This window comes from Citrobacter sp. MGH103, from assembly GCF_001034475.2.
Lineage (GTDB): Bacteria > Pseudomonadota > Gammaproteobacteria > Enterobacterales > Enterobacteriaceae > Citrobacter > Citrobacter freundii.
On record NZ_CP073043.1, the window covers coordinates 2,742,231 to 2,761,041 of the forward strand.

17 protein-coding genes and 1 pseudogene are annotated in these 18,811 nt (G+C 52.6%); 6 read left to right on the top strand and 12 right to left on the bottom strand.

Features of this window, described 5'->3' with window-relative positions; all coding sequences use genetic code 11:
- Nucleotides 1-96 precede the first annotated feature (96 nt).
- The 4 genes from SK33_RS13240 to ttrS form a co-directional block, all read right to left on the bottom strand.
- Nucleotides 97-723, bottom strand: a complete 627-nt coding sequence (locus SK33_RS13240; protein WP_048219002.1) for a ferredoxin-like protein — start codon at nt 721-723, stop codon at nt 97-99.
- Nucleotides 724-1,204: 481 nt separating this feature from the next.
- Nucleotides 1,205-1,414: a fumarate hydratase FumD gene (gene fumD / locus SK33_RS13245; protein ID WP_003029345.1), complete on the bottom strand. Its 210-nt coding sequence runs from the start codon at nt 1,412-1,414 to the stop codon at nt 1,205-1,207.
- A gap of 92 nt (nt 1,415-1,506) precedes the next feature.
- Nucleotides 1,507-2,091, bottom strand: a complete 585-nt coding sequence (ttrR, locus tag SK33_RS13250) for a tetrathionate respiration response regulator TtrR (protein ID WP_003836549.1) — start codon at nt 2,089-2,091, stop codon at nt 1,507-1,509.
- The gene (gene ttrS, locus SK33_RS13255; protein WP_102191136.1) at nt 2,066-3,799 is read right to left on the bottom strand and encodes a tetrathionate respiration histidine kinase TtrS; all 1,734 of its coding nucleotides are present in this window, start codon (nt 3,797-3,799) and stop codon (nt 2,066-2,068) included. Before ttrS ends, ttrR begins: the two co-directional genes overlap by 26 nt.
- A 227-nt stretch (nt 3,800-4,026) precedes the next feature.
- Between ttrS and ttrB the strand changes: the two genes are divergently transcribed.
- The 3 genes from ttrB to ttrA are packed head-to-tail and all read left to right on the top strand — an operon-like array spanning nt 4,027 to nt 8,842.
- The gene (gene ttrB, locus SK33_RS13260) at nt 4,027-4,761 is read left to right on the top strand and encodes a tetrathionate reductase subunit TtrB (protein ID WP_003029352.1); all 735 of its coding nucleotides are present in this window, start codon (nt 4,027-4,029) and stop codon (nt 4,759-4,761) included.
- A complete protein-coding gene (gene ttrC, locus SK33_RS13265; protein ID WP_048219003.1) occupies nt 4,762-5,784 on the top strand; it encodes a tetrathionate reductase subunit TtrC in 1,023 nt (340 codons plus the stop codon).
- A complete protein-coding gene (gene ttrA / locus SK33_RS13270; RefSeq protein WP_048219004.1) occupies nt 5,777-8,842 on the top strand; it encodes a tetrathionate reductase subunit TtrA in 3,066 nt (1,021 codons plus the stop codon). The genes ttrC and ttrA overlap by 8 nt, the downstream gene beginning before the upstream one ends.
- A gap of 80 nt (nt 8,843-8,922) precedes the next feature.
- On the opposite strand, the gene SK33_RS13275 is transcribed toward ttrA, so the two are convergent.
- The 3 genes and pseudogenes from SK33_RS13275 to SK33_RS13285 form a co-directional block, all read right to left on the bottom strand.
- A complete protein-coding gene (locus SK33_RS13275) occupies nt 8,923-9,735 on the bottom strand; it encodes a MetQ/NlpA family ABC transporter substrate-binding protein (protein ID WP_003029358.1) in 813 nt (270 codons plus the stop codon).
- Nucleotides 9,736-9,756: 21 nt separating this feature from the next.
- Nucleotides 9,757-10,424, bottom strand: a pseudogene (locus tag SK33_RS13280) (methionine ABC transporter permease).
- Complete coding sequence (locus SK33_RS13285; protein WP_048219006.1) at nt 10,417-11,439, bottom strand: methionine ABC transporter ATP-binding protein; 1,023 nt, start codon at nt 11,437-11,439, stop codon at nt 10,417-10,419. The pseudogene SK33_RS13280 and the gene SK33_RS13285 overlap by 8 nt, the downstream one beginning before the upstream one ends.
- 376 nt (nt 11,440-11,815) lie before the next feature.
- On the opposite strand from SK33_RS13285, the gene ynhH reads away from it, so the two are divergent.
- The 3 genes from ynhH (at nt 11,816) to lpp (ending at nt 13,976) form a co-directional block, all read left to right on the top strand.
- Nucleotides 11,816-12,010, top strand: a complete 195-nt coding sequence (gene ynhH / locus SK33_RS26440; protein WP_242637968.1) for a protein YnhH — start codon at nt 11,816-11,818, stop codon at nt 12,008-12,010.
- A gap of 7 nt (nt 12,011-12,017) precedes the next feature.
- Complete coding sequence (gene pykF / locus SK33_RS13290) at nt 12,018-13,430, top strand: pyruvate kinase PykF (protein ID WP_003029366.1); 1,413 nt, start codon at nt 12,018-12,020, stop codon at nt 13,428-13,430.
- A gap of 309 nt (nt 13,431-13,739) precedes the next feature.
- The gene (lpp, locus tag SK33_RS13295; protein WP_003029373.1) at nt 13,740-13,976 is read left to right on the top strand and encodes a murein lipoprotein Lpp; all 237 of its coding nucleotides are present in this window, start codon (nt 13,740-13,742) and stop codon (nt 13,974-13,976) included.
- A 68-nt stretch (nt 13,977-14,044) separates the two neighbouring features.
- Here the strand turns inward: lpp and ldtE are convergent, their stop codons facing one another.
- The 5 genes from ldtE to sufC all read right to left on the bottom strand — a co-directional run bounded on the left by ldtE (nt 14,045) and on the right by sufC (nt 18,811).
- Nucleotides 14,045-15,049, bottom strand: a complete 1,005-nt coding sequence (ldtE, locus tag SK33_RS13300; RefSeq protein WP_003029376.1) for a L,D-transpeptidase LdtE — start codon at nt 15,047-15,049, stop codon at nt 14,045-14,047.
- A gap of 123 nt (nt 15,050-15,172) precedes the next feature.
- A complete protein-coding gene (gene sufE, locus SK33_RS13305; RefSeq protein ID WP_003029378.1) occupies nt 15,173-15,589 on the bottom strand; it encodes a cysteine desulfuration protein SufE in 417 nt (138 codons plus the stop codon).
- 12 nt (nt 15,590-15,601) lie between these two features.
- Nucleotides 15,602-16,822, bottom strand: a complete 1,221-nt coding sequence (gene sufS / locus SK33_RS13310; RefSeq protein ID WP_048219007.1) for a cysteine desulfurase SufS — start codon at nt 16,820-16,822, stop codon at nt 15,602-15,604.
- The gene (sufD, locus tag SK33_RS13315; RefSeq protein WP_048219009.1) at nt 16,819-18,090 is read right to left on the bottom strand and encodes a Fe-S cluster assembly protein SufD; all 1,272 of its coding nucleotides are present in this window, start codon (nt 18,088-18,090) and stop codon (nt 16,819-16,821) included. The genes sufS and sufD overlap by 4 nt, the downstream gene beginning before the upstream one ends.
- Nucleotides 18,065-18,811: a Fe-S cluster assembly ATPase SufC gene (gene sufC, locus SK33_RS13320; protein WP_003029383.1), complete on the bottom strand. Its 747-nt coding sequence runs from the start codon at nt 18,809-18,811 to the stop codon at nt 18,065-18,067. The genes sufD and sufC overlap by 26 nt, the downstream gene beginning before the upstream one ends.

The following is an 18,811-nucleotide window of genomic DNA, read 5'->3' on the forward strand; positions in this document are numbered from 1 at the left end:
TTAATAGATATACCCGCCATTCTTCAGGCAGCTTTTTATCCAAAACTGCGGTATTTTTGGCAATTAATGGCGCGAATCAGGTATGCCTGCTATCTATCAAACAGTAATATCTTTCCACTCGATAATTTTTAATGCCCCAGTCGGACAAGCATTGGCGCATTCCCCGCATAACACACATTTTGAGGACTTTTTCGTTTCGGTATTTACGGTCGACATCATCCACGGACAGGCTGTGGTACACGCGCTACAGCCAATACAGCGTTTGTGGTCCACCGCAATACAACCGTCTTCCTGTTTCCAGGTAATTGCACCTATTGGGCAGACCTTCATACACTGCGGATCTTTGCATTGCCGGCAGGTATCAGCGGTATAGTTTAAATCGCCATACAGCCCACCACCGGACCCGACACCATCATCGCCAAAGAAGAAATTGCGATGGATTTTTATCCGGGAAAAGAAGGTACCCACCGCACCATCGTTATAATTGGTACAGGAAATTTCGCAGCGGTGACAGCCCGTACAGCGAGCTCGCTGGGTCACCAGAACCCCTTTAGGCGTATTGATAAGCCCAACAGTCCCACTATCGACATCTTCCTGCTTACAACCAAAAAGGGATAACAGCGCGGGAGCAATCGTTAATCCCGCCAGTCCTTTTCCTGATATCCGCAGAAATTCTAGTCGCGTTAAACCACAATCTAAAAATGGACGATCAACCTGGTTCATTTATTTCGCATCCTCTTCGCAAATGCTGTGGTAGCAACACCTTCAGGCTAATTTAAACCAGCGCAGCTCAAGCCATATCGGGCGGTTAAAGTTGCCAACAACACGTAAATTTTTGCCCTAACCTGATCGCATAAATGACGGTGGTTAAACTGAATGAATCTAATCCTTTAGGGTTAGACACAGAAATAATGTGGTTATTCAGCATGCTTAGTCTTGATCGTCATCAATTAAAAAACGGAAGGGATATAATTAATGCGGAGTGAGATTTATTATCATTAAGATAAATTGAAATAGCACTTCATATGTCTTGCAAATATTTGTGACTCCACTCTCATATATATTTTTATATATCATCCGGTATACAATTAAATATATAGCGAGTTGGATAGCGTTAATTGCAACACTAAATTATAATTATTGATAGATTAACGTAATGAGAATAAGAGGACGGCGAGAGAAACTACCGCCCTCTTTTTGCGGATTATCCGGCCAATGCTTTAATTACGGTCTCAATAGCCTGTTTTTCTAACTCACTGCGCTTCACACGCTGGTTAGCAAGGGTGGTTCTCAGTACTCCCGCAATGACGATATGCTTAGGCTCTTGTCCCAGATCGCGCATTTCCAGCACTACTTTACCGACTACTCTGCACATTTCACGGTACAACTCGTCGTCTTTCGTCTGATTTCCCATTTTTGCCCGCTCGTCATTAACTCAAACCAACAGCATATATCACTCTGAGGATTTAGACAAAATTCAATGAAAATCAAAGAAATGTCATCATTCTACTGAACTCTCTGAAGTCGATTTACAAGCTCAGCAAGACTTCCCGCCTGCATTTTTTCCATCACCCGCGCCCGATGCACTTCAACCGTACGTACGGCAATATTCATGGCATCAGCAATTTCCCGATTCATTAATCCTTTTGCTACCAGATGCGCCAGTTCCCGTTCTTTTGGCGTAAGTTGTTGATAGCAGCAGATGATCTCTTGTCGCGAGAACGCCGCTGCCGAGACCTGCAAGGCATGTTCTAATGCTGCCTGAAGCGGCACGGCTGACACCGGTTTTTGCAAAAAATCGACCGCGCCACGTTTCATTTGCTCAACCGCCATCGGCACATCGCCATGCCCGGTGAGAAAGACCACCGCCAGGGTGCTTGCTTTCTGACGCATGATTTCATGCACCGCGTGCCCATCCAGTACCGGCATACGCATATCCAGCAGCAGTACACCCACCTGGTGCAGATTTGCCTCAGCGAGGAATTTCTCACCTTGCTCCCAGCAAGACACTTCATATCCCAGACTTTCCAATAAAAACGCGCAGGCCTGGGTGACGGCAATGTCGTCATCCAGCAGATGAATTATCGCCACTACGGCCTCCTTCCCGATTTGGTTTAAAATATAATGTCACTCTCGCCCCCGCTTTTCCGTCCGGGGCCTGCTGATTGTTGATCTCAATATCTCCGTTTGCGTAGCGCACCAGTCGCTGACAAATGACCAGTCCTAGTCCCATGCCTTCTTTGCGAGTGGTCATAAACGGCTGAAAAGCTTGGTACAACTGAGTCTCGTCAATGCCTCCGGCATTATCCTGCACCTGAATACTCACACCACCATCCTTATGCAGGGCGCTAAACCATACTGTGGTAGCCCCGGCCTGGGCGGCATTGAGTACCAGATTGGCCAGCACCTGCTCAAGAAGAACGCTTGGCAGCGTCAATGTTAACGCCTTGCTGACCTGTGTGTGCAGCGTTACCGCCGGGAATTGCTGGGGCATGCGCAGTAATTGCCAGACGTGATGGATAGCATCGTGAACGTTGATGGCTTGCCAGTCATCGGGAAGTACCGGATTGCCCTGTGCCTGGCTGACCCACTGCCGGAGATTGCGCAGCGTATCGGCCCCCCTTTGTGCCTGGGCGTCGATGTGCTCAAGCGCGGGCAGCAACGGATGCTGTTCATCCTGACCGCGCAGGCGAATCAGACAGCCTTGGGCATAATGGCGGATAGCTGACAACGGCTGATTGAGCTCATGGGCAAAACCGGAGGTCATCTCCCCCAGCACGCTCATTTGTCGGGCAGTCTCCAGCGCCTGTTCCTGTTTGTGCAACAACACGTTGTTCCGCTCTAGCTGCCTGCCGCGTCGGCGAACCAACAGCATTACCCAGATGTAATTGAGCGTCAGCAACAACAGCACGATGGCCGCCGCTCCCATCGCCAGCCGATGTTGAATAAACCAGCTTTTGACATCCAGCCACAGCTGACGCTGCTGCGGATGCTGGCGGACATCGCGCAACAACGCTTCCACCTCGCGGGTCGAGGCGGGCGCTCCCCAGCGAAATGTCGCGTTTTGCGGTGCATTGAACAGCACCCGCGTGACGCGATCGGCCAGCTCGTCACTCACTGCAGGTAGTGCGGCAAATGACCAGTCAGGATAGAGCGGTGTACTGGTCAGACAGGGAATTGAGGTCGGATGGTTCAACACGGTCATAAAATCGGTTTTACGAATGAGGCCTTCTTCATCCATTTTTTCCAGCAGGCACACCGGCACGATCACCGCCTGCACGGCTTTTTCACGTAATAAATAGAGTAAGGCATCGGCGGGAAATCCGGTAAACGTCAGACGTAAATCGCGTTCAGGGCGCAGACCGGCATCACTGAGCGCTTTATATCCCAGCAAATAGCCGCCAAACGCCTGAGCATCAATGGCGCCAACCGTTTTGCCGATCAGATCGTGTGGGGAGGTTATCCCGCTGTCGCGTCTGACGAGGATCGCGCTGCCGATCACGTTACTGGTGGCTTTCCCACCACGGGTGGAGCGTAGCGAAGCCAGCCAGCGCAGCGCAGAACGGCTGTTTAGCTGAACAAACTGCGCCGGATTAGTGACAACAAACTGCACCGTTCCACGATTCACCGCCTCCTGCATCTGTCGCAGGTCCAGCGGCTGAATATGAAACTGCTCACCGGGGATTTGCTGATTCAACAAGGTTTCCAGCGGCTGCCAGTGATTACGTGTAGAAACCTCCCCGCGCATCGCCAAAACGCCAATGTTCCATGTCTGCGCCCTGACCGCGCCGCTTAGCATCCACAGCGACGCCAGCACTGTCAGACATCTTACTACGTTGCGTCCCACTCAATTGTCCCTGTCAATTATGTTGTTTTAGATCAACAACAAGCCGGGTATGTGGTTAACCACAATAGAGTATACCCCGTCACGATTTTTACACTGTAAATCATTGAGATTCTTTATTCATCACACGCAAATCAACGGCGTGACCAATGTTTCGTTGTTGCATCGTGACGGGAGAAAATATGGACAGCAGTAAACGGCAGTTTCTCCAGCAACTGGGCGTCCTGACCGCTGGCGCATCACTGGTACCGCTGGCTCAGGCACAATTTCCCTTTTCGCCTGAACGCCATGAAGGCTCACAACAGCATCGCTACGCCATGCTGGTTGACCTGCGACGCTGTATTGGCTGCCAGGCCTGTACCGTCAGTTGCGCCATTGAAAACCAGACGCCACAGGGCGAATTTCGTACCCTCGTCAACCAGTATCAAGTACAGATTGAAGGTCAGCAAAGCGTCACCAACGTCCTGCTGCCGCGACTATGCAACCATTGTGATAATCCCCCTTGCGTGCCCGTTTGCCCGGTACAGGCCACTTTCCAACGCGAAGACGGCATCGTGGTGGTCGACAACACACGCTGCGTTGGCTGCGCCTATTGCGTGCAGGCCTGCCCTTATGATGCGCGATTCATCAACCATGAAACGCAAACCGCCGATAAATGTACCTTCTGCGTTCACCGCCTCGAAGCGGGGCTGCTTCCGGCCTGTGTAGAATCCTGCGTCGGCGGCGCGCGCATCATTGGTGATATTAAAGATCCACACAGCCGCATTTCACAAATGCTGCATGAACACCATGACACCATCAAAGTCCTGAAGCCGGAAAGCGGTACGTCTCCTCACGTGTTCTATCTGGGACTGGATGAGGCATTTGTCACCCCATTGATTGGACGTGCTCAACCCGCTCTCTGGCAGGAGGTTTAAATGAACCATTCACTAATTATCGACGAGGTTCTGGCCCATCCCCAGGACGTAAGCTGGTTACCCTGGGCCGTACAATATTTCTTTTTCATTGGCATTGCCGCCTGCGCCGCACTGTTTGCCTGCGTTCTCCACTGGCGCAAAAAAGAAACGGCAGATCTGGAGAATCTGACGCTGTTGATCGCCCTGACCTGCGCGATTACCGCACCGCTGGCGCTGACCGCTGATCTACACCAAACCGCCCGCGTCTGGCATTTCTATGCGTATCCGACGCCGTGGTCCTGGATGCCGTGGGGCGCACTGTTCTTACCGCTGTTTACCGGTTTTTTAGGTCTGTGGTTTCTGGCGCAGCACGTTAAACGGCTAACGCTAAAAAGTTACAACGTCACAAAATGGTTAGCACTTGGTAGCGCACTGTCCGCCATCGGATTGCTGGTTTACACCGGCCGTGAAGTGTCGGTGGTGCAGGCGCGTCCCATCTGGTTCAGTTACGCCTTTCCGGTTGCGATGTTCCTCAGCGCGCTGCAAACGTTTCTTGCCCTGCTTATTGCCACGACAAATAACAAGGACGTACTGCCGCGTAAGCTAGCGTGGGGGCAAATGGTCACGTTGATCGCACTGGCTATCGTGGTGTTGATCTGGGCGAGCGGTAATACGCTTTCCGGTTCGGCTATCCGCCAATGGCTGGATGTGGCTTCTTCAGCACAACACTACGCTATCGGTTGGGTTGCGTTATGGCTTATTTCACTTGTTCTTTGCGGGTTGGTTGTACGTTACCCCTTGTCGCTACCGCTGCGTATATTACTCGCTTTTAGCGCCATGGCGCTGTGCTGGCTAATGCGCTGGACGTTACTCATCCAGGTGCAGACCATACCGAAATTTAACGCGCAGTTTAATCCCTACACCCTGCCCGGCGGCACCGATGGCTGGCTGGCCATTGTGGGTACCTTCGGCCTGTGGATAGCACTGATTATTATTGTTCGTGAAGCCCTGAACGCGATCGCAAGGAGAATGCAACATGGCTAATTTAACCCGTCGTCAGTGGCTTAAAGTGGGCCTTGCCGTAGGTGGCATGGTGACTTTTGGCCTGAGTTATCGGGATGTGGCAAAGCGCGCGATAGACGGTTTGCTGGACGGAACCTCGGGCAAAATTACCCGTGACCGCATCTTTGCAAACGCGCTCATCCCTGAAGCCAACGCCCGGCCGCACTGGCAGCAAAACCCGCAGCAGGTGATCTCCATGACACAGTGTTTTGGTTGCTGGACGCAGTGTGGCGTGCGGGTTCGCGTTGACACTGAGCAAGGCAAGGTGCTGCGCATTGCGGGCAACCCTTATCATCCGTTGTCGCACGAGCACCATATAGACGCCTCCGTCCCCTTTACCACGGCAATGGAACAGTTGGCCGGGGAGTCAGGTCTTGACGCACGTTCCACCGCCTGCGCCCGTGGTGCAACTTTACTCGAAGGTCTGTACAGCCCGTTACGTATTCTGGAGCCCATGAAGCGCGTCGGTAAGCGCGGTGAGGGAAAATGGCAGCGCATCAGCTTCGAACAGCTGATCAAAGAGGTGGTGGAAGGCGGAGATCTGTTTGGTGAAGGCCACGTTGATGGTCTGAGAGCCATCCACGATCCCGCTACACCGCTTGATGCGAAACATCCCGGCTTTGGCCCAAAATCCAATCAACTGCTGGTCACTAATACCAGCGATGAAGGACGTGATACCTTTTTACGTCGCTTCGCACTGAACAGTTTCGGCAGTAAAAATTTCGGTGCTCATGGCGCTTACTGCGGTCTGGCCTATCGGGCCGGTTCCGGCGCGTTAATGGGCGATCTGGATAAAAATACCCACGTGAAACCAGACTGGGATAACGTCGAATTCGCGCTGTTTATGGGCACCTCTCCGGCGCAATCCGGCAACCCGTTTAAGCGCCAGGCCCGCCAGTTGGCCAGCGCCCGTTTACGTGACGACTTCCGCTATGTTGTGGTAGCGCCCGCCCTGCCATTAACCACGGTGCTGGCTGACGATCGCGGCCACTGGCAGCCCGTACGACCGGGAAGCGACTCCGCGCTGGCGATGGGGATGATAAGCTGGATTATCGATAAACAACGCTATAACGCTGATTATCTCGCCATTCCCGGCGTGCAGGCCATGCAGCAGGCAGGAGAAAAAAGCTGGACTAACGCCACTCATCTTGTGATTACCGATGAAATTCCAACGCTTGCCGGACAACACCTGACCCTCGCCCATCTGAGCACAAACGCCGCCCAGGAGCCGGTGGTCGTCAACGAGGCCGGTGAGATTGTCGCCGCCAACAGTTGCCCGCGTGCGCAACTGTTTGTTACCCGCGAGGTGACGCTGGCTGACGGGCAGACGGTAACGGTAAAAAGCAGCTTCCAGTGTCTGCAAGAGTCCGCAGAGAAACTGTCGCTAACGCAGTACAGCCAGCAGTGTGGGGTGTCAGAAGCAGACATTGGCGCTCTGGCCGACGCATTCACCCGCCACGGACGTAAAGCGGCAGTAATTACGCACGGTGGAATGATGGCAGGCAATGGATTTTATAATGCCTGGTCGGTAATGATGCTCAATGCGCTGATTGGCAACCTCAGTCTTGAAGGCGGTGTGTTTGTTGGTGGCGGCAAATTCAATGGTGCCACCGACGGTCCGCGCTACAACATGGACAGCTTCGCCGGGAAGGTAAAGCCGAAAGGGTTAAGCATCGCGCGCAGTAAAACCGCTTATGAGTCTTCCGAAGAGTACCGCAATAAGGTAGCTGCCGGACAATCCCCCTTCCCGGCTAAGGCCCCTTGGTATCCGTTTGTCGCAGGTCAGCTTACCGAACTCCTCGTCTCAGCGCTTGAAGGTTACCCTTATCCGCTGAAAGCCTGGATCTCAAACATGACCAACCCGTTTTACGGCATTGCGGGATTACGTGGCGTGGCGGAAGAAAAGCTCAAGGATCCTGCTCGCTTGCCGCTGTTTATCGCGATTGACGCCTTTATGAACGAAACCACGGCGCTGGCAGATTACATCGTGCCGGATACCCACAACTTCGAAAGCTGGGGATTTAGCGCTCCGTGGGCAGGCGTGGCCAGCAAAGCCACCACCGCGCGTTGGCCTGTCGTCAGACCTGCGACCAGCCTCACGGCTGACGGTCAATCGGCCTCGATCGAATCTTTCTGTATCGCAGTGGCAAAGCGCATTGGGCTACCTGGATTCGGCGACAATGCGATTACCGATCCGCAAGGTAATCACTATCCGTTGAATCGTGCGGAAGATTACTACCTGCGCCTCGCCGCCAATATTGCGTTTATGGGCAAAGCCCCGGTTGCAGAGGCACAGCCGGAAGACATAGCGCTGACCGGAGTACAGCGGATCATGCCTGTGATGACCCAAACGCTGAAACCCGATGAAATCAGCCGAGTTGCGTTTATCTACTCCCGCGGCGGGCGCTTTGCGCCGGACATCAGCGGACGAGTTGATAACCGCGTCGGCAATGCCTGGGAAAAACCGCTCCAAATCTGGAATGCGAACGTCGCCGCGCACCGTCATGCAATTACCGGCGAGCGCTACAGCGGTTGCCCGGCCTGGTATCCTTCACGTCTGTCTGATGGACGTGCGGTCGAGGAGTTGTTCCCGGAACAAGAGTGGCCGTTGAAACTGATTTCCTTTAAATCCAATACCATGTCCAGCGCCACGGCGGTTATCCCACGCCTTCATCATCTGAAACCGGTTAATCTGGTGGCGCTCAATCCGCAGGATGGTCAGCGGTATGGTTTAGCACATGGCGATATCGTGCGTATCACCACCCCTGGCGGTCAGGCGCAAGCGCAGATAAGTCTGCTGCATGGCGTCATGCCGGGTGTCATCGCCATTGAACACGGTTACGGGCATAAAGAGATGGGCGCAGCTCAGCATACGCTCGACGGCAAGCCAATGGCATTTGATGCACAGATAAAGTCAGGGATTAATCTCAATGATTTGGGCTTTGCGGATCCTACCCGGCAGGTTGCCAATACCTGGCTTGACTGGGTGTCGGGTGCGTCGGTGCGTCAGGGGTTGCCAGCGAGAATTGAGCGAGTGTAGTTCTGCGTGAACGCGTTTTACCCGGCCTACAAGACGTCGTAGGCCGGATAAGGCACTGCCGCCACTCAGCAAACAGCGGATCAGTTATTAACCGGGATCACCGCGCCTTTATATTTAGTACGGATCCAGTCCTGGATTTCTTTGGAGTGCAGGACATCGACCAATGCGACGATATCCTTCTTCTTCTCGTCGCCACGATGCACGGTAATGATGTTGGCGTACGGGTTGTTTTCACCGCTTTCAACGGCAATCGGATCTTTCACCGGATCCAGCCCGGCGTCGATGGCGTAGTTGGCGTTAATCACCACCGCATCGCCTTCGTCGTTGTTATACATCTGCGGTAACAGCGCGGCTTCCACGTTTGGCAGGAACTTCAGCTTTTTCGGGTTTTCGACGATATCGCTAATGCGCGCGGTTACTTTATCCACGCCCGGCTTCAGCTTAATAACACCCTCTTTTTCGAAAATCGACAGAATACGGCCTTCCTCAGATACCGCGTCGCGCATGATGACTTTGCCGCCTTCCGGTAGATCTTTAAGCGATTTCACTTTTTTCGAATAGATACCAATTGGCTCAATGTGAATTGCTCCGGCGCTGACGAAGTCATACGTTTTATCGCCCGCATGATCTTTTATCACACTGTTCAGGTACGGAATATGCTGGAAGTAGTTAGCGTCAATCTCACGACCAGCCAGCGCGGTGTTCGGCAGAATGTAATCTTGGAACGGTTTAATCTCCAGATCGATCCCCTGTTTCGCCAGAATCGGTTTGGCCTGTTCAAGGATCTCCGCGTGCGGCACGTTAGACGCACCAACGGTCAGAGTGTCTGCCCAGGAGGCAAAGCTCAGGGCGCTTAAGGTCGCTGCGGCGAGTAACGTCAGTGATTTTTTCATGATGATGGTTTCCGTATTTTATTAGCGTTTATCTAACAGAGAGGTGATCACATCGCCGCAAAGCTGGATGATGAAGACAATGAGCAAAATCGTCACCGTCGCCACCAGCGTGACGTCGCTGTGGTTGCGCTGGAATCCTTCCAGATAGGCCAAATTCCCTAAACCACCGGCACCAATTACCCCTGCCATCGCGCTGTAGCTAACCAGCGCAATTAGCGTCACGGTGATCCCGGACACCAGAGCAGGAGAGGATTCCGGCAGTAAAACCCGAAAAATAAGCGTGCTCAGCCGTGCGCCCATCGAACGTGTCGCTTCAATAACGCCTTTATCCACTTCACGCAGAGCGATTTCGACCAGACGTGCATAAAACGGCGCAGCACCGACGATCAGCGCAGGCAACGCGGCATTGGCGCCGAGAATGGTGCCTACCATCGCTTTGGTAAACGGGATCAGCAGCACGATCAAAATGATGAATGGGATTGAACGAAAGATATTCACCACCAGCGAAATAGCGCTATATACCGCTCGGTTGGGGAACAATCCGCCGCGCGCGGTCAGGAACAATGCCAGACCAAGCGCGATGCCCAGAATAAAGGTCGCAGCACCCGAAAGGGCCGTCATATACAGCGTTTCCTGGGTTGCCGCTAAAGTTGCTCCCACTTCAGATGGGGAAACAGTTCTTCAGCCATGTTGAATCACCTCGCCTTCAATGTCGCTCTGGCGCAGGTCGGCCAAAATATTGTTCAATTGTTCCTCAGAGGCCACCACGTGCACCCAAAGTTGACCAAACACACCGTGTGCGGTTTGCGTCATTTTGCCGTGCAAGATATTGAATGGCAGCCCATAGCGCAGGGTCAACTCGCCAACCACAGGCCGGTGCGTGCGTTGCCCGGTAAACGTAAGCTTGATAACTACGCCGCCAAGCTCGCTTGCCAACTGCGGATTAAACTCGTCTTCCTCGGTGTACTGGCTCACCTGACGAACGAACTGTCGGGTGATCGGCTGCTGTGGATGGGTAAAGACGCTGAGTACGTCGCCTTCCTCAACAACTTTGCCATTTTCCATTACCGCCACGCGATCGCAGATTTTGCGTACTACGTGCATTTCATGAGTGATCAGCACAATGGTCAATTTGAAGCGACGGTTAATATCGAGGAGTAAATCGAGGATCTGATCGGTAGTTTGCGGATCCAGCGCCGAGGTGGCTTCGTCACACAGCAGGACATCCGGATTGTTCGCCAGCGCGCGGGCAATTCCTACACGCTGTTTTTGCCCGCCGCTGAGCTGGGACGGATACGCATTTTCACGACCGCTCAGCCCAACCAGCGTAATCAGTTCAGCAACCCGCTGTTTGATGGACGCTTTGGACGCGCCAGCGATTTGCATAGAGAAAGCAATATTTTCGCTAACGGTCCGTGACCACAGCAAATTGAAGTGTTGAAACACCATGCTGATTTTCAGTCGTGCCTGGCGTAACGATTCCCCGCGGGCGGCAGAGATATCGTGGCCGTTAATCGTCACGCTGCCGGAGGTCGGTTTTTCCAGCCCATTAAGCAAACGAATTAAGGTGCTTTTGCCTGCCCCGCTGTAACCAATAATGCCGTAAATCTGTCCCTGTTCAACCGTCAGGTTGACGTCATCGACAGCGGTAATGGCAAGCCTGCCTGGCGTAAACACTTTCGAAATATTTTTCAGGACAATCATGTCGTTTGGGTATCCGCTGCTGCTTATTGTTCTTCTGCTATCGCTTTTGGCTGTTTAGCAGTATGGATGTCCAAACGAGTGTAATCAGCGGAATGGTCTTTTAAAATGAATTAAAAAGTATTTGATATAACTTTTAGAAATATGTCTTTGTGGGTGACGGAATGCGCGCAAAATACAGGCATCGGGATGGCGCTTACAGCGTGTTGCGCAACAAACCACGGCTGCAAACAACTGCTTTATCCATACACCTGAACAAATTAATGAATATTTTTTGTAAAACTGCACAGAAGTGTTTTGAAACGCTGTTTCCATTTTCCTTTTTGATAATTTTCAGCGTATAATGCGCGCCAATTGTCTCTTGAATGGTTTCAGCACATTGACCTGTAAAACTCAACGACTACAAAACTCACCATCCCGTTGGGCTGAAACACAAGCACACATTCCTCTGCACGCTCTTTCGATGTCACCTATCCTTAGAGCGAGGCATCACAACTTTCGTAACTCAGGTTTAGCTTCCCGTCCGTGCGCGGCGGGAGCCAGATTTCCATATCCTTCTCAACTTAAAGACTAAGACTGTCATGAAAAAGACGAAAATTGTTTGCACCATCGGTCCGAAAACCGAATCCGAAGAGATGTTAACCAAAATGCTGGACGCGGGCATGAACGTCATGCGTCTGAACTTCTCTCACGGCGACTATGCAGAACACGGTCAGCGCATCAAGAATTTGCGCAACGTCATGAGCAAAACCGGCAAGAAAGCAGCAATCCTGCTCGACACCAAAGGTCCGGAAATCCGTACCATCAAACTGGAAGGCGGTAACGACGTTTCCCTGAAAGCAGGCCAGACCTTCACCTTCACCACCGACAAATCTGTCGTAGGCAACAACGAAATCGTTGCTGTTACTTATGAAGGCTTCACGAAAGATCTGTCCGTCGGCAACACCGTTCTGGTTGACGATGGTCTGATCGGCATGGAAGTTACCGCCATCGAAGGTAACAAAGTTATCTGTAAAGTGCTGAACAACGGCGACCTGGGCGAAAACAAAGGTGTTAACCTGCCGGGCGTTTCCATCGCACTGCCAGCACTGGCTGAAAAAGACAAACAAGACCTGATCTTCGGTTGCGAGCAAGGCGTTGACTTCGTTGCAGCGTCCTTTATCCGTAAACGTTCTGACGTCGTTGAAATCCGTGAGCACCTGAAAGCGCACGGCGGCGAAAACATCCAGATCATCTCCAAAATCGAAAACCAGGAAGGCCTGAACAACTTCGACGAAATCCTCGAAGCGTCTGACGGCATCATGGTTGCGCGTGGCGATATGGGCGTTGAGATCCCGGTTGAAGAAGTTATCTTCGCGCAGAAAATGATCATCGAAAAATGTATCCGCGCACGTAAAGTCGTTATCACTGCGACCCAGATGCTGGATTCCATGATCAAAAACCCGCGTCCGACCCGTGCAGAAGCCGGTGACGTAGCGAACGCCATCCTCGACGGTACCGACGCAGTAATGCTGTCTGGCGAGTCAGCAAAAGGTAAATACCCGCTGGAAGCCGTTACCATCATGGCGACCATCTGTGAGCGTACTGACCGTGTGATGACCAGCCGTCTGGACTTCAACAACGACAGCCGCAAACTGCGCATCACCGAAGCCGTTTGCCGTGGCGCGGTTGAAACTGCTGAAAAACTGGACGCGCCGCTGATCGTCGTCGCAACCCAGGGTGGTAAATCTGCTCGTGCAGTACGTAAATACTTCCCGGATGCTACCATCCTGGCGCTGACCACCAACGAAACTACCGCGCGTCAGCTGGTGCTGAGCAAAGGCGTTGTTGCACAGGTGGTTAAAGAAATCAGCTCTACCGATGATTTCTATCGCCTGGGTAAAGAAGTCGCTCTGGAAAGCGGTCTGGCTCAGAAAGGTGACGTTGTAGTTATGGTTTCTGGTGCACTGGTTCCGAGCGGCACCACCAACACCGCATCCGTTCACGTGCTGTAATAATTCCATCGCGAATTAATTTGCTTAAAAAAGCGCCCTGGTGGCGCTTTTTTTATTTAATCGATAGCCACAATTAATAAAAAATCAAATCGGATTTCACTATCTAATCCGTGATTATCTAAGATGAATCCGATGGAAGCTTTCTGTTTTCACTCGGTTTTTTAGCCGTTTTTGCACAATTCGATGCTTCTTTGAGCGAACGATCAAAAATAAGTGCATTCCCATCAAAAAAATATTCTCAACATAAAAAACTTTGTGTAATACTTGTAACGCTACATGGAGATTAACTCAATCTAGAGGGTATTAATAATGAATCGTACTAAACTGGTACTGGGCGCGGTAATCCTGGGTTCTACTCTGCTGGCAGGTTGCTCCAGCAACGCTAAAATCGATCAGCTGTCTTCTGACGTTCAGACTCTGAACGCTAAAGTTGACCAGCTGAGCAACGACGTGAACGCAATGCGTTCCGACGTTCAGGCTGCTAAAGATGACGCAGCTCGCGCTAACCAGCGTCTGGACAACGCAGCTACTAAATACCGCAAGTAATAGTATCTGTGTAATAAAAATGGCGCACATTGTGCGCCATTTTTTTTGCTCTGAATTCCCCTTCCCTGTTATTGCGTAGCGCGCACCTCAGCATCTTCTCCCGGCACACCATTTTGCGCAGACTTCACTTCTGGCCCATTGCTCGCGACCGATGCTTGCCCGGCAGTGACGGTGACCGGATAACCTGCACGACGATACAACGCCCTTTCCACCAGACTGTTGTCCACCGCTTTATTGTCTTTAAACTGGGTAAAGCCGGCTGGTAACACATACGGCATGGTCTGGACGTTTTGTTCCTCTTCAGGCGACAGCGGTCGATGCACTTCGACATACCTCATGCCGTTCGGCTCTATCGAATATTTTATCGGCTCATTAATCACCCTGACCGGCGTGCCTGTGCGGACCTGAGCAAACAACGCTTTGATATCCGGCGCGTTCATGCGAATACACCCAGAACTCACTCGCAGGCCCACGCTGTCCGGCGCGCTGGTGCCATGAATCAGATATTCACCGTTTCCATGCGCCAGACGCAGTGCAAAGCGTCCTAACGGGTTATTTGGTCCGGCAGGTACAACAGGCGGTAATGTGATGCCGCGCTCCAGAGAGCGTTTACGGATGCCTGGTGTCGGGGTCCAGGTTGGATTCGGGATTTTCTGCCCAACCCGGGTTTCCATTACCGGCGTTTCCAGCCCCTGCAAACCGATACCAATCGGGAATACCTGAACAATATTCTCTCCCGGCGGGAAGTAATACAGACGCAATTCCGCCAGATTCACAATAATGCCTTCGCGTGGTGCATCCGGTAGCAGTAATTGTGAGGGAATAGTGATCAGCGTTCCGGGTTTAGGTACGGGGGCAATAGTATTGTTGGCTTCAAGGATCAGCATTGCAGCGGTATCAAACTTACGGGCTATCGCCTGTAGGTTTTTATCGCCTTCCTGCACGGTGTAGGTTTGGTTTTGCCCAACAAGGCGGCTGTTCGCCTGGGGCAAAGGATAATCGACCGCCCATGCGGCCTGAATAGCGCTGTAGGCGCCGATTAGCATTAACGTAATAACAGACGCGCGTTTCATACTCACTCACCCCCCTGGCGTTCTTGCCGGACGGCGGCGAGCGCCCGATCCGGCCTACGAGTCACTGCGTTGCCTTACACGAACGCTTTCAAGTCGGTCTGAAAGTTGACGTGTTTTATCAGTTTAGCTAAGAGTTGCGGCTTTGGCGCGAATAGCCCGAATCATCGCCTCCAGCCCTTGTGAACGAGACGGTGTGAGATGCTGTGCGAGCGCCATTTTTTCAAACCACGGGCGCACATCAAAATTCACAATATCCTGGGCCGTCATGCGATCATACAAAATGAATACCACGGCAATAAGCCCTTTCACAATTGCCGCATCACTGTCGCCCTGTAATTCAATAATCCCTTCGCCATTCTGACGCATAACAATCCATACCTGGCTTTGGCATCCCTGAATGCTATTTTCCGGGCAGCGTAAGTCGTCGTTTAGTTCCGGCAAACGCTGACCCAGTTCAATAATGTACAGGTATTTCTCTTCCCAATTAGCGCAACGCAGAAAATTACGCAACAACTTTTCTTTATCCGGTAGCGCAGCCATAACGCCTCCTTGTTAGCCCAGTAAATGGTGAATACGCTTGAGGCCCGTTACCAGGCGATCCACTTCTTCATGGGTGTTATACATTGCAATCGACGCCCGGCACATAGCGGGAACGTTATAATAGGCCATCAGCGGCATTGCGCAGTGATGCCCCGTCCGCACGGCGATGCCATAGTTATCAAGAAAACTCCCGACGTCATAGGCGTGATGCTTGCCGAGGTTAAACGCAATCACACCCAGACGGTTATCCGGTCCGTAGATTGTTAAATCCGGCACATCCGCCAGCTGTTCCAACGCATAGCGCATCATGAACTGTTCATATTCGCTGATTTCAGTCAGCCCCAGCGCTGAAATATATTCAATAGCCGCGCCGAGTCCGATAATGCCGCCGGTGTTTGGCGTTCCGGCTTCAAACCGCCAGGGCGCTTTGGCCCACGTCGTTCCCTGACTCAAACTCACCGTCGCAATCATTGAACCACCGCCTTCCCACGGCGGCATCTCCTGCAGCAGCGACTCTCTGGCATACAGAACGCCAATACCGGTTGGACCGTAAAGTTTATGCCCGGAGAAAACATAAAAATCGCAATCCAGCGCCTGCACATCCACCTGATGATGCATCACCGCCTGCGCGCCATCCACCAGCACTTTCGCGCCGTATTGATGCGCCAGCGCGATCATCTCACCCAACGGGTTTTCCGTGCCCAGCACGTTAGATACGTGGGTAATCGCCAACAGCTTCGTGCGATCGTCAAACAGCGTCGGCAGCGTTTCCAACTGCAACGTACCATCGGCATTGAGCGGGATAACGCGCAGTTCTGCACCTACGCGGGCACACAGCATCTGCCAGGGCACAATATTGGCATGGTGCTCCATTTCGCTGATGATAATGTTATCGCCCGCCCGCACATTGCTGCTGCCCCAGCTGTTCGCCACCAGGTTGATGCCCTCCGTCGTACCGCGAACAAACACCAGCTCTTCGGCGGAGCGGGCGTTAATAAACAGCGAAGCGAGCTTGCGCACATTCTCCATTTTTTCCGTAGCCTGAGCGCTCAGCGTATGGATACCGCGGTGGACCGCCGCATAGCCGTGACGGTAGAACTCAGCTTCGGCATCAATCACCTGGTTCGGCTTTTGCGCGCTGGCCGCGCTATCCAGATACGCCAACGGTAAACCATTCACTTCACGCGTCAGAACCGGAAAATCGGCCCGCACTTTTTCAATGGGAAATGTCATGCTACGCCTCCCGGCAAGCGTTGGGCGATCCATGCCAGTACCTGTTGTTTCAGCGTTTCCTCGCCCAGGGCTTCCGTTAGCTCAGCGGCAAACGCATAGAGAATCATTTGTTGGGCATCTTGCTGGCCGATCCCGCGCGAACGCAAATAGAACATCTGCTCGTCGTCGATCCGCCCTACCGTCGCCCCGTGACTGCATTTCACGTCGTCGGCATAGATTTCAAGCTGCGGCTTGGTATCCACTTCCGCCAGTTTACCAAGCAGCAAATTATTGTTGGTCATCTGGCCATCGGTTTTAATAGCGTGTTGAGCGACGTTGATCAGGCCATTGAATACCGCCCGCCCCTTATCGCTGACGATCGTTTTATGCAGCTGACGGCTGTTGCAATATCCTTTGTTATGCTCAAGCCAGGTGCGGGTGTCGCAGACTTCATTTTTCACCGGCATTGCCAGGCTGTTGAGCCGAAGCGTGGTGTTTTCGCCGTTAAGCTGGGTGCTGGTGTTATGACGCAGCACCGCATCACCGAGTAAAAAACTGTGGCTGGCGGCCGTGGCATCCGCCCCCAATTGAATGTCATTATGCGCGAAATGGTGGCTCTGTGAGTTCTCAAACGCCAGTTTGATGTGGCGCAATTGCGCATTCGCCGCGACATTCATGGTTAAACGTGCGCCGGTGAAATGGCGAAGCTCGCTGAGGCTGACATAGTGTTCAATAACGGTGGCTTCTGCGCCTTCCGCCAGCTCCAGATGGTGGCGATAGTGCGCCGTGTTCACCTCATCGCCCGCCAGCCCCTGGGTAATGTGCAGCAGCAGCAGCGGTTTCGCTGGGCGCTGGTTACGCTTCACCTGAATGTGAGTGACGCTACGCGACAGGCTTTCGGTCAGGTGCAGAAACACTTCCGGTTGGATAGCCGCTGGCAACATCTGGCGCGCATCGTCAATGGTAATGTCAAAACCACTACCTTCCGCTCTGTCGCTCAGCGTTGGAGAGAATTGCCCGTCGACAAATACCAGTCGTATGGCATCAATTGCCGGCGCTAACGCTTCACACTGGGCAGACGTTATCTCAGAGACATGACTGACAAACTGGCTATTGGTTAACCCCTCCAGCGGCGTGTATTTCCAGTCCTCATGCTTACGCGTTGGCAGCCCCAGACGCAGCATCTGCTGCAGATGCTGCTGGGCATGTTGCGAGCGCGTCTCACCTTGCGTTTCAAACAGATGGTGCCACTGTTGCAGCACGTTACTGCTGTTCGCTAAGCCAGCCATAACCTTGCTCCTCAAGTTGTTTGACCAGCGTAAAATCACCGGACTTCACTATTCGCCCCTGGTAGAGAACGTGAACATAATCGGGTTTGATATAGTCCAGGATGCGTTGATAATGGGTGACGATAATGAATGAGCGTTGCCCGTCGCGTAGCGAGTTCACGCCGTCGGCGACGATTTTCAGCGCATCGATATCCAGCCCGGAGTCCGACTCATCCAGAATACACAGCTGAGGCTCCAACACCGCCATTTGCAAAATGTCATTACGCTTTTTCTCACCGCCGGAGAAACCGACGTTTACCGAACGCGTCAACAAATCTTCCGGCATCTTCAGCAACGCAATTTTTTCTTCCATCAGATCCTGGAAGTCAAACCTGTCCAGTGACTCTTCGCCACGGTAGGTGCGCACCGCATTCAGTGCCGTTTGCAGGAAAAACTGATTACTGACGCCGGGGATTTCCACCGGATACTGGAATGCCATAAAGATCCCTTCACCGGCCCGGTCTTCCGGTGACAGTTCCAGTAAATCCTTACCGTTGAATTCTACCGTCCCGCCGGTGACTTCATAGTCATCACGTCCGGCCAGGGTGGCGGAAAGCGTACTTTTCCCGGAACCATTTGGCCCCATAATGGCGTGCACTTCTCCGGGGCGAATTTCAAGACTCAGCCCACGCAGGATCGCCTTATCTTCCACACTGACCTGTAAATCTTTGATGCTTAACAT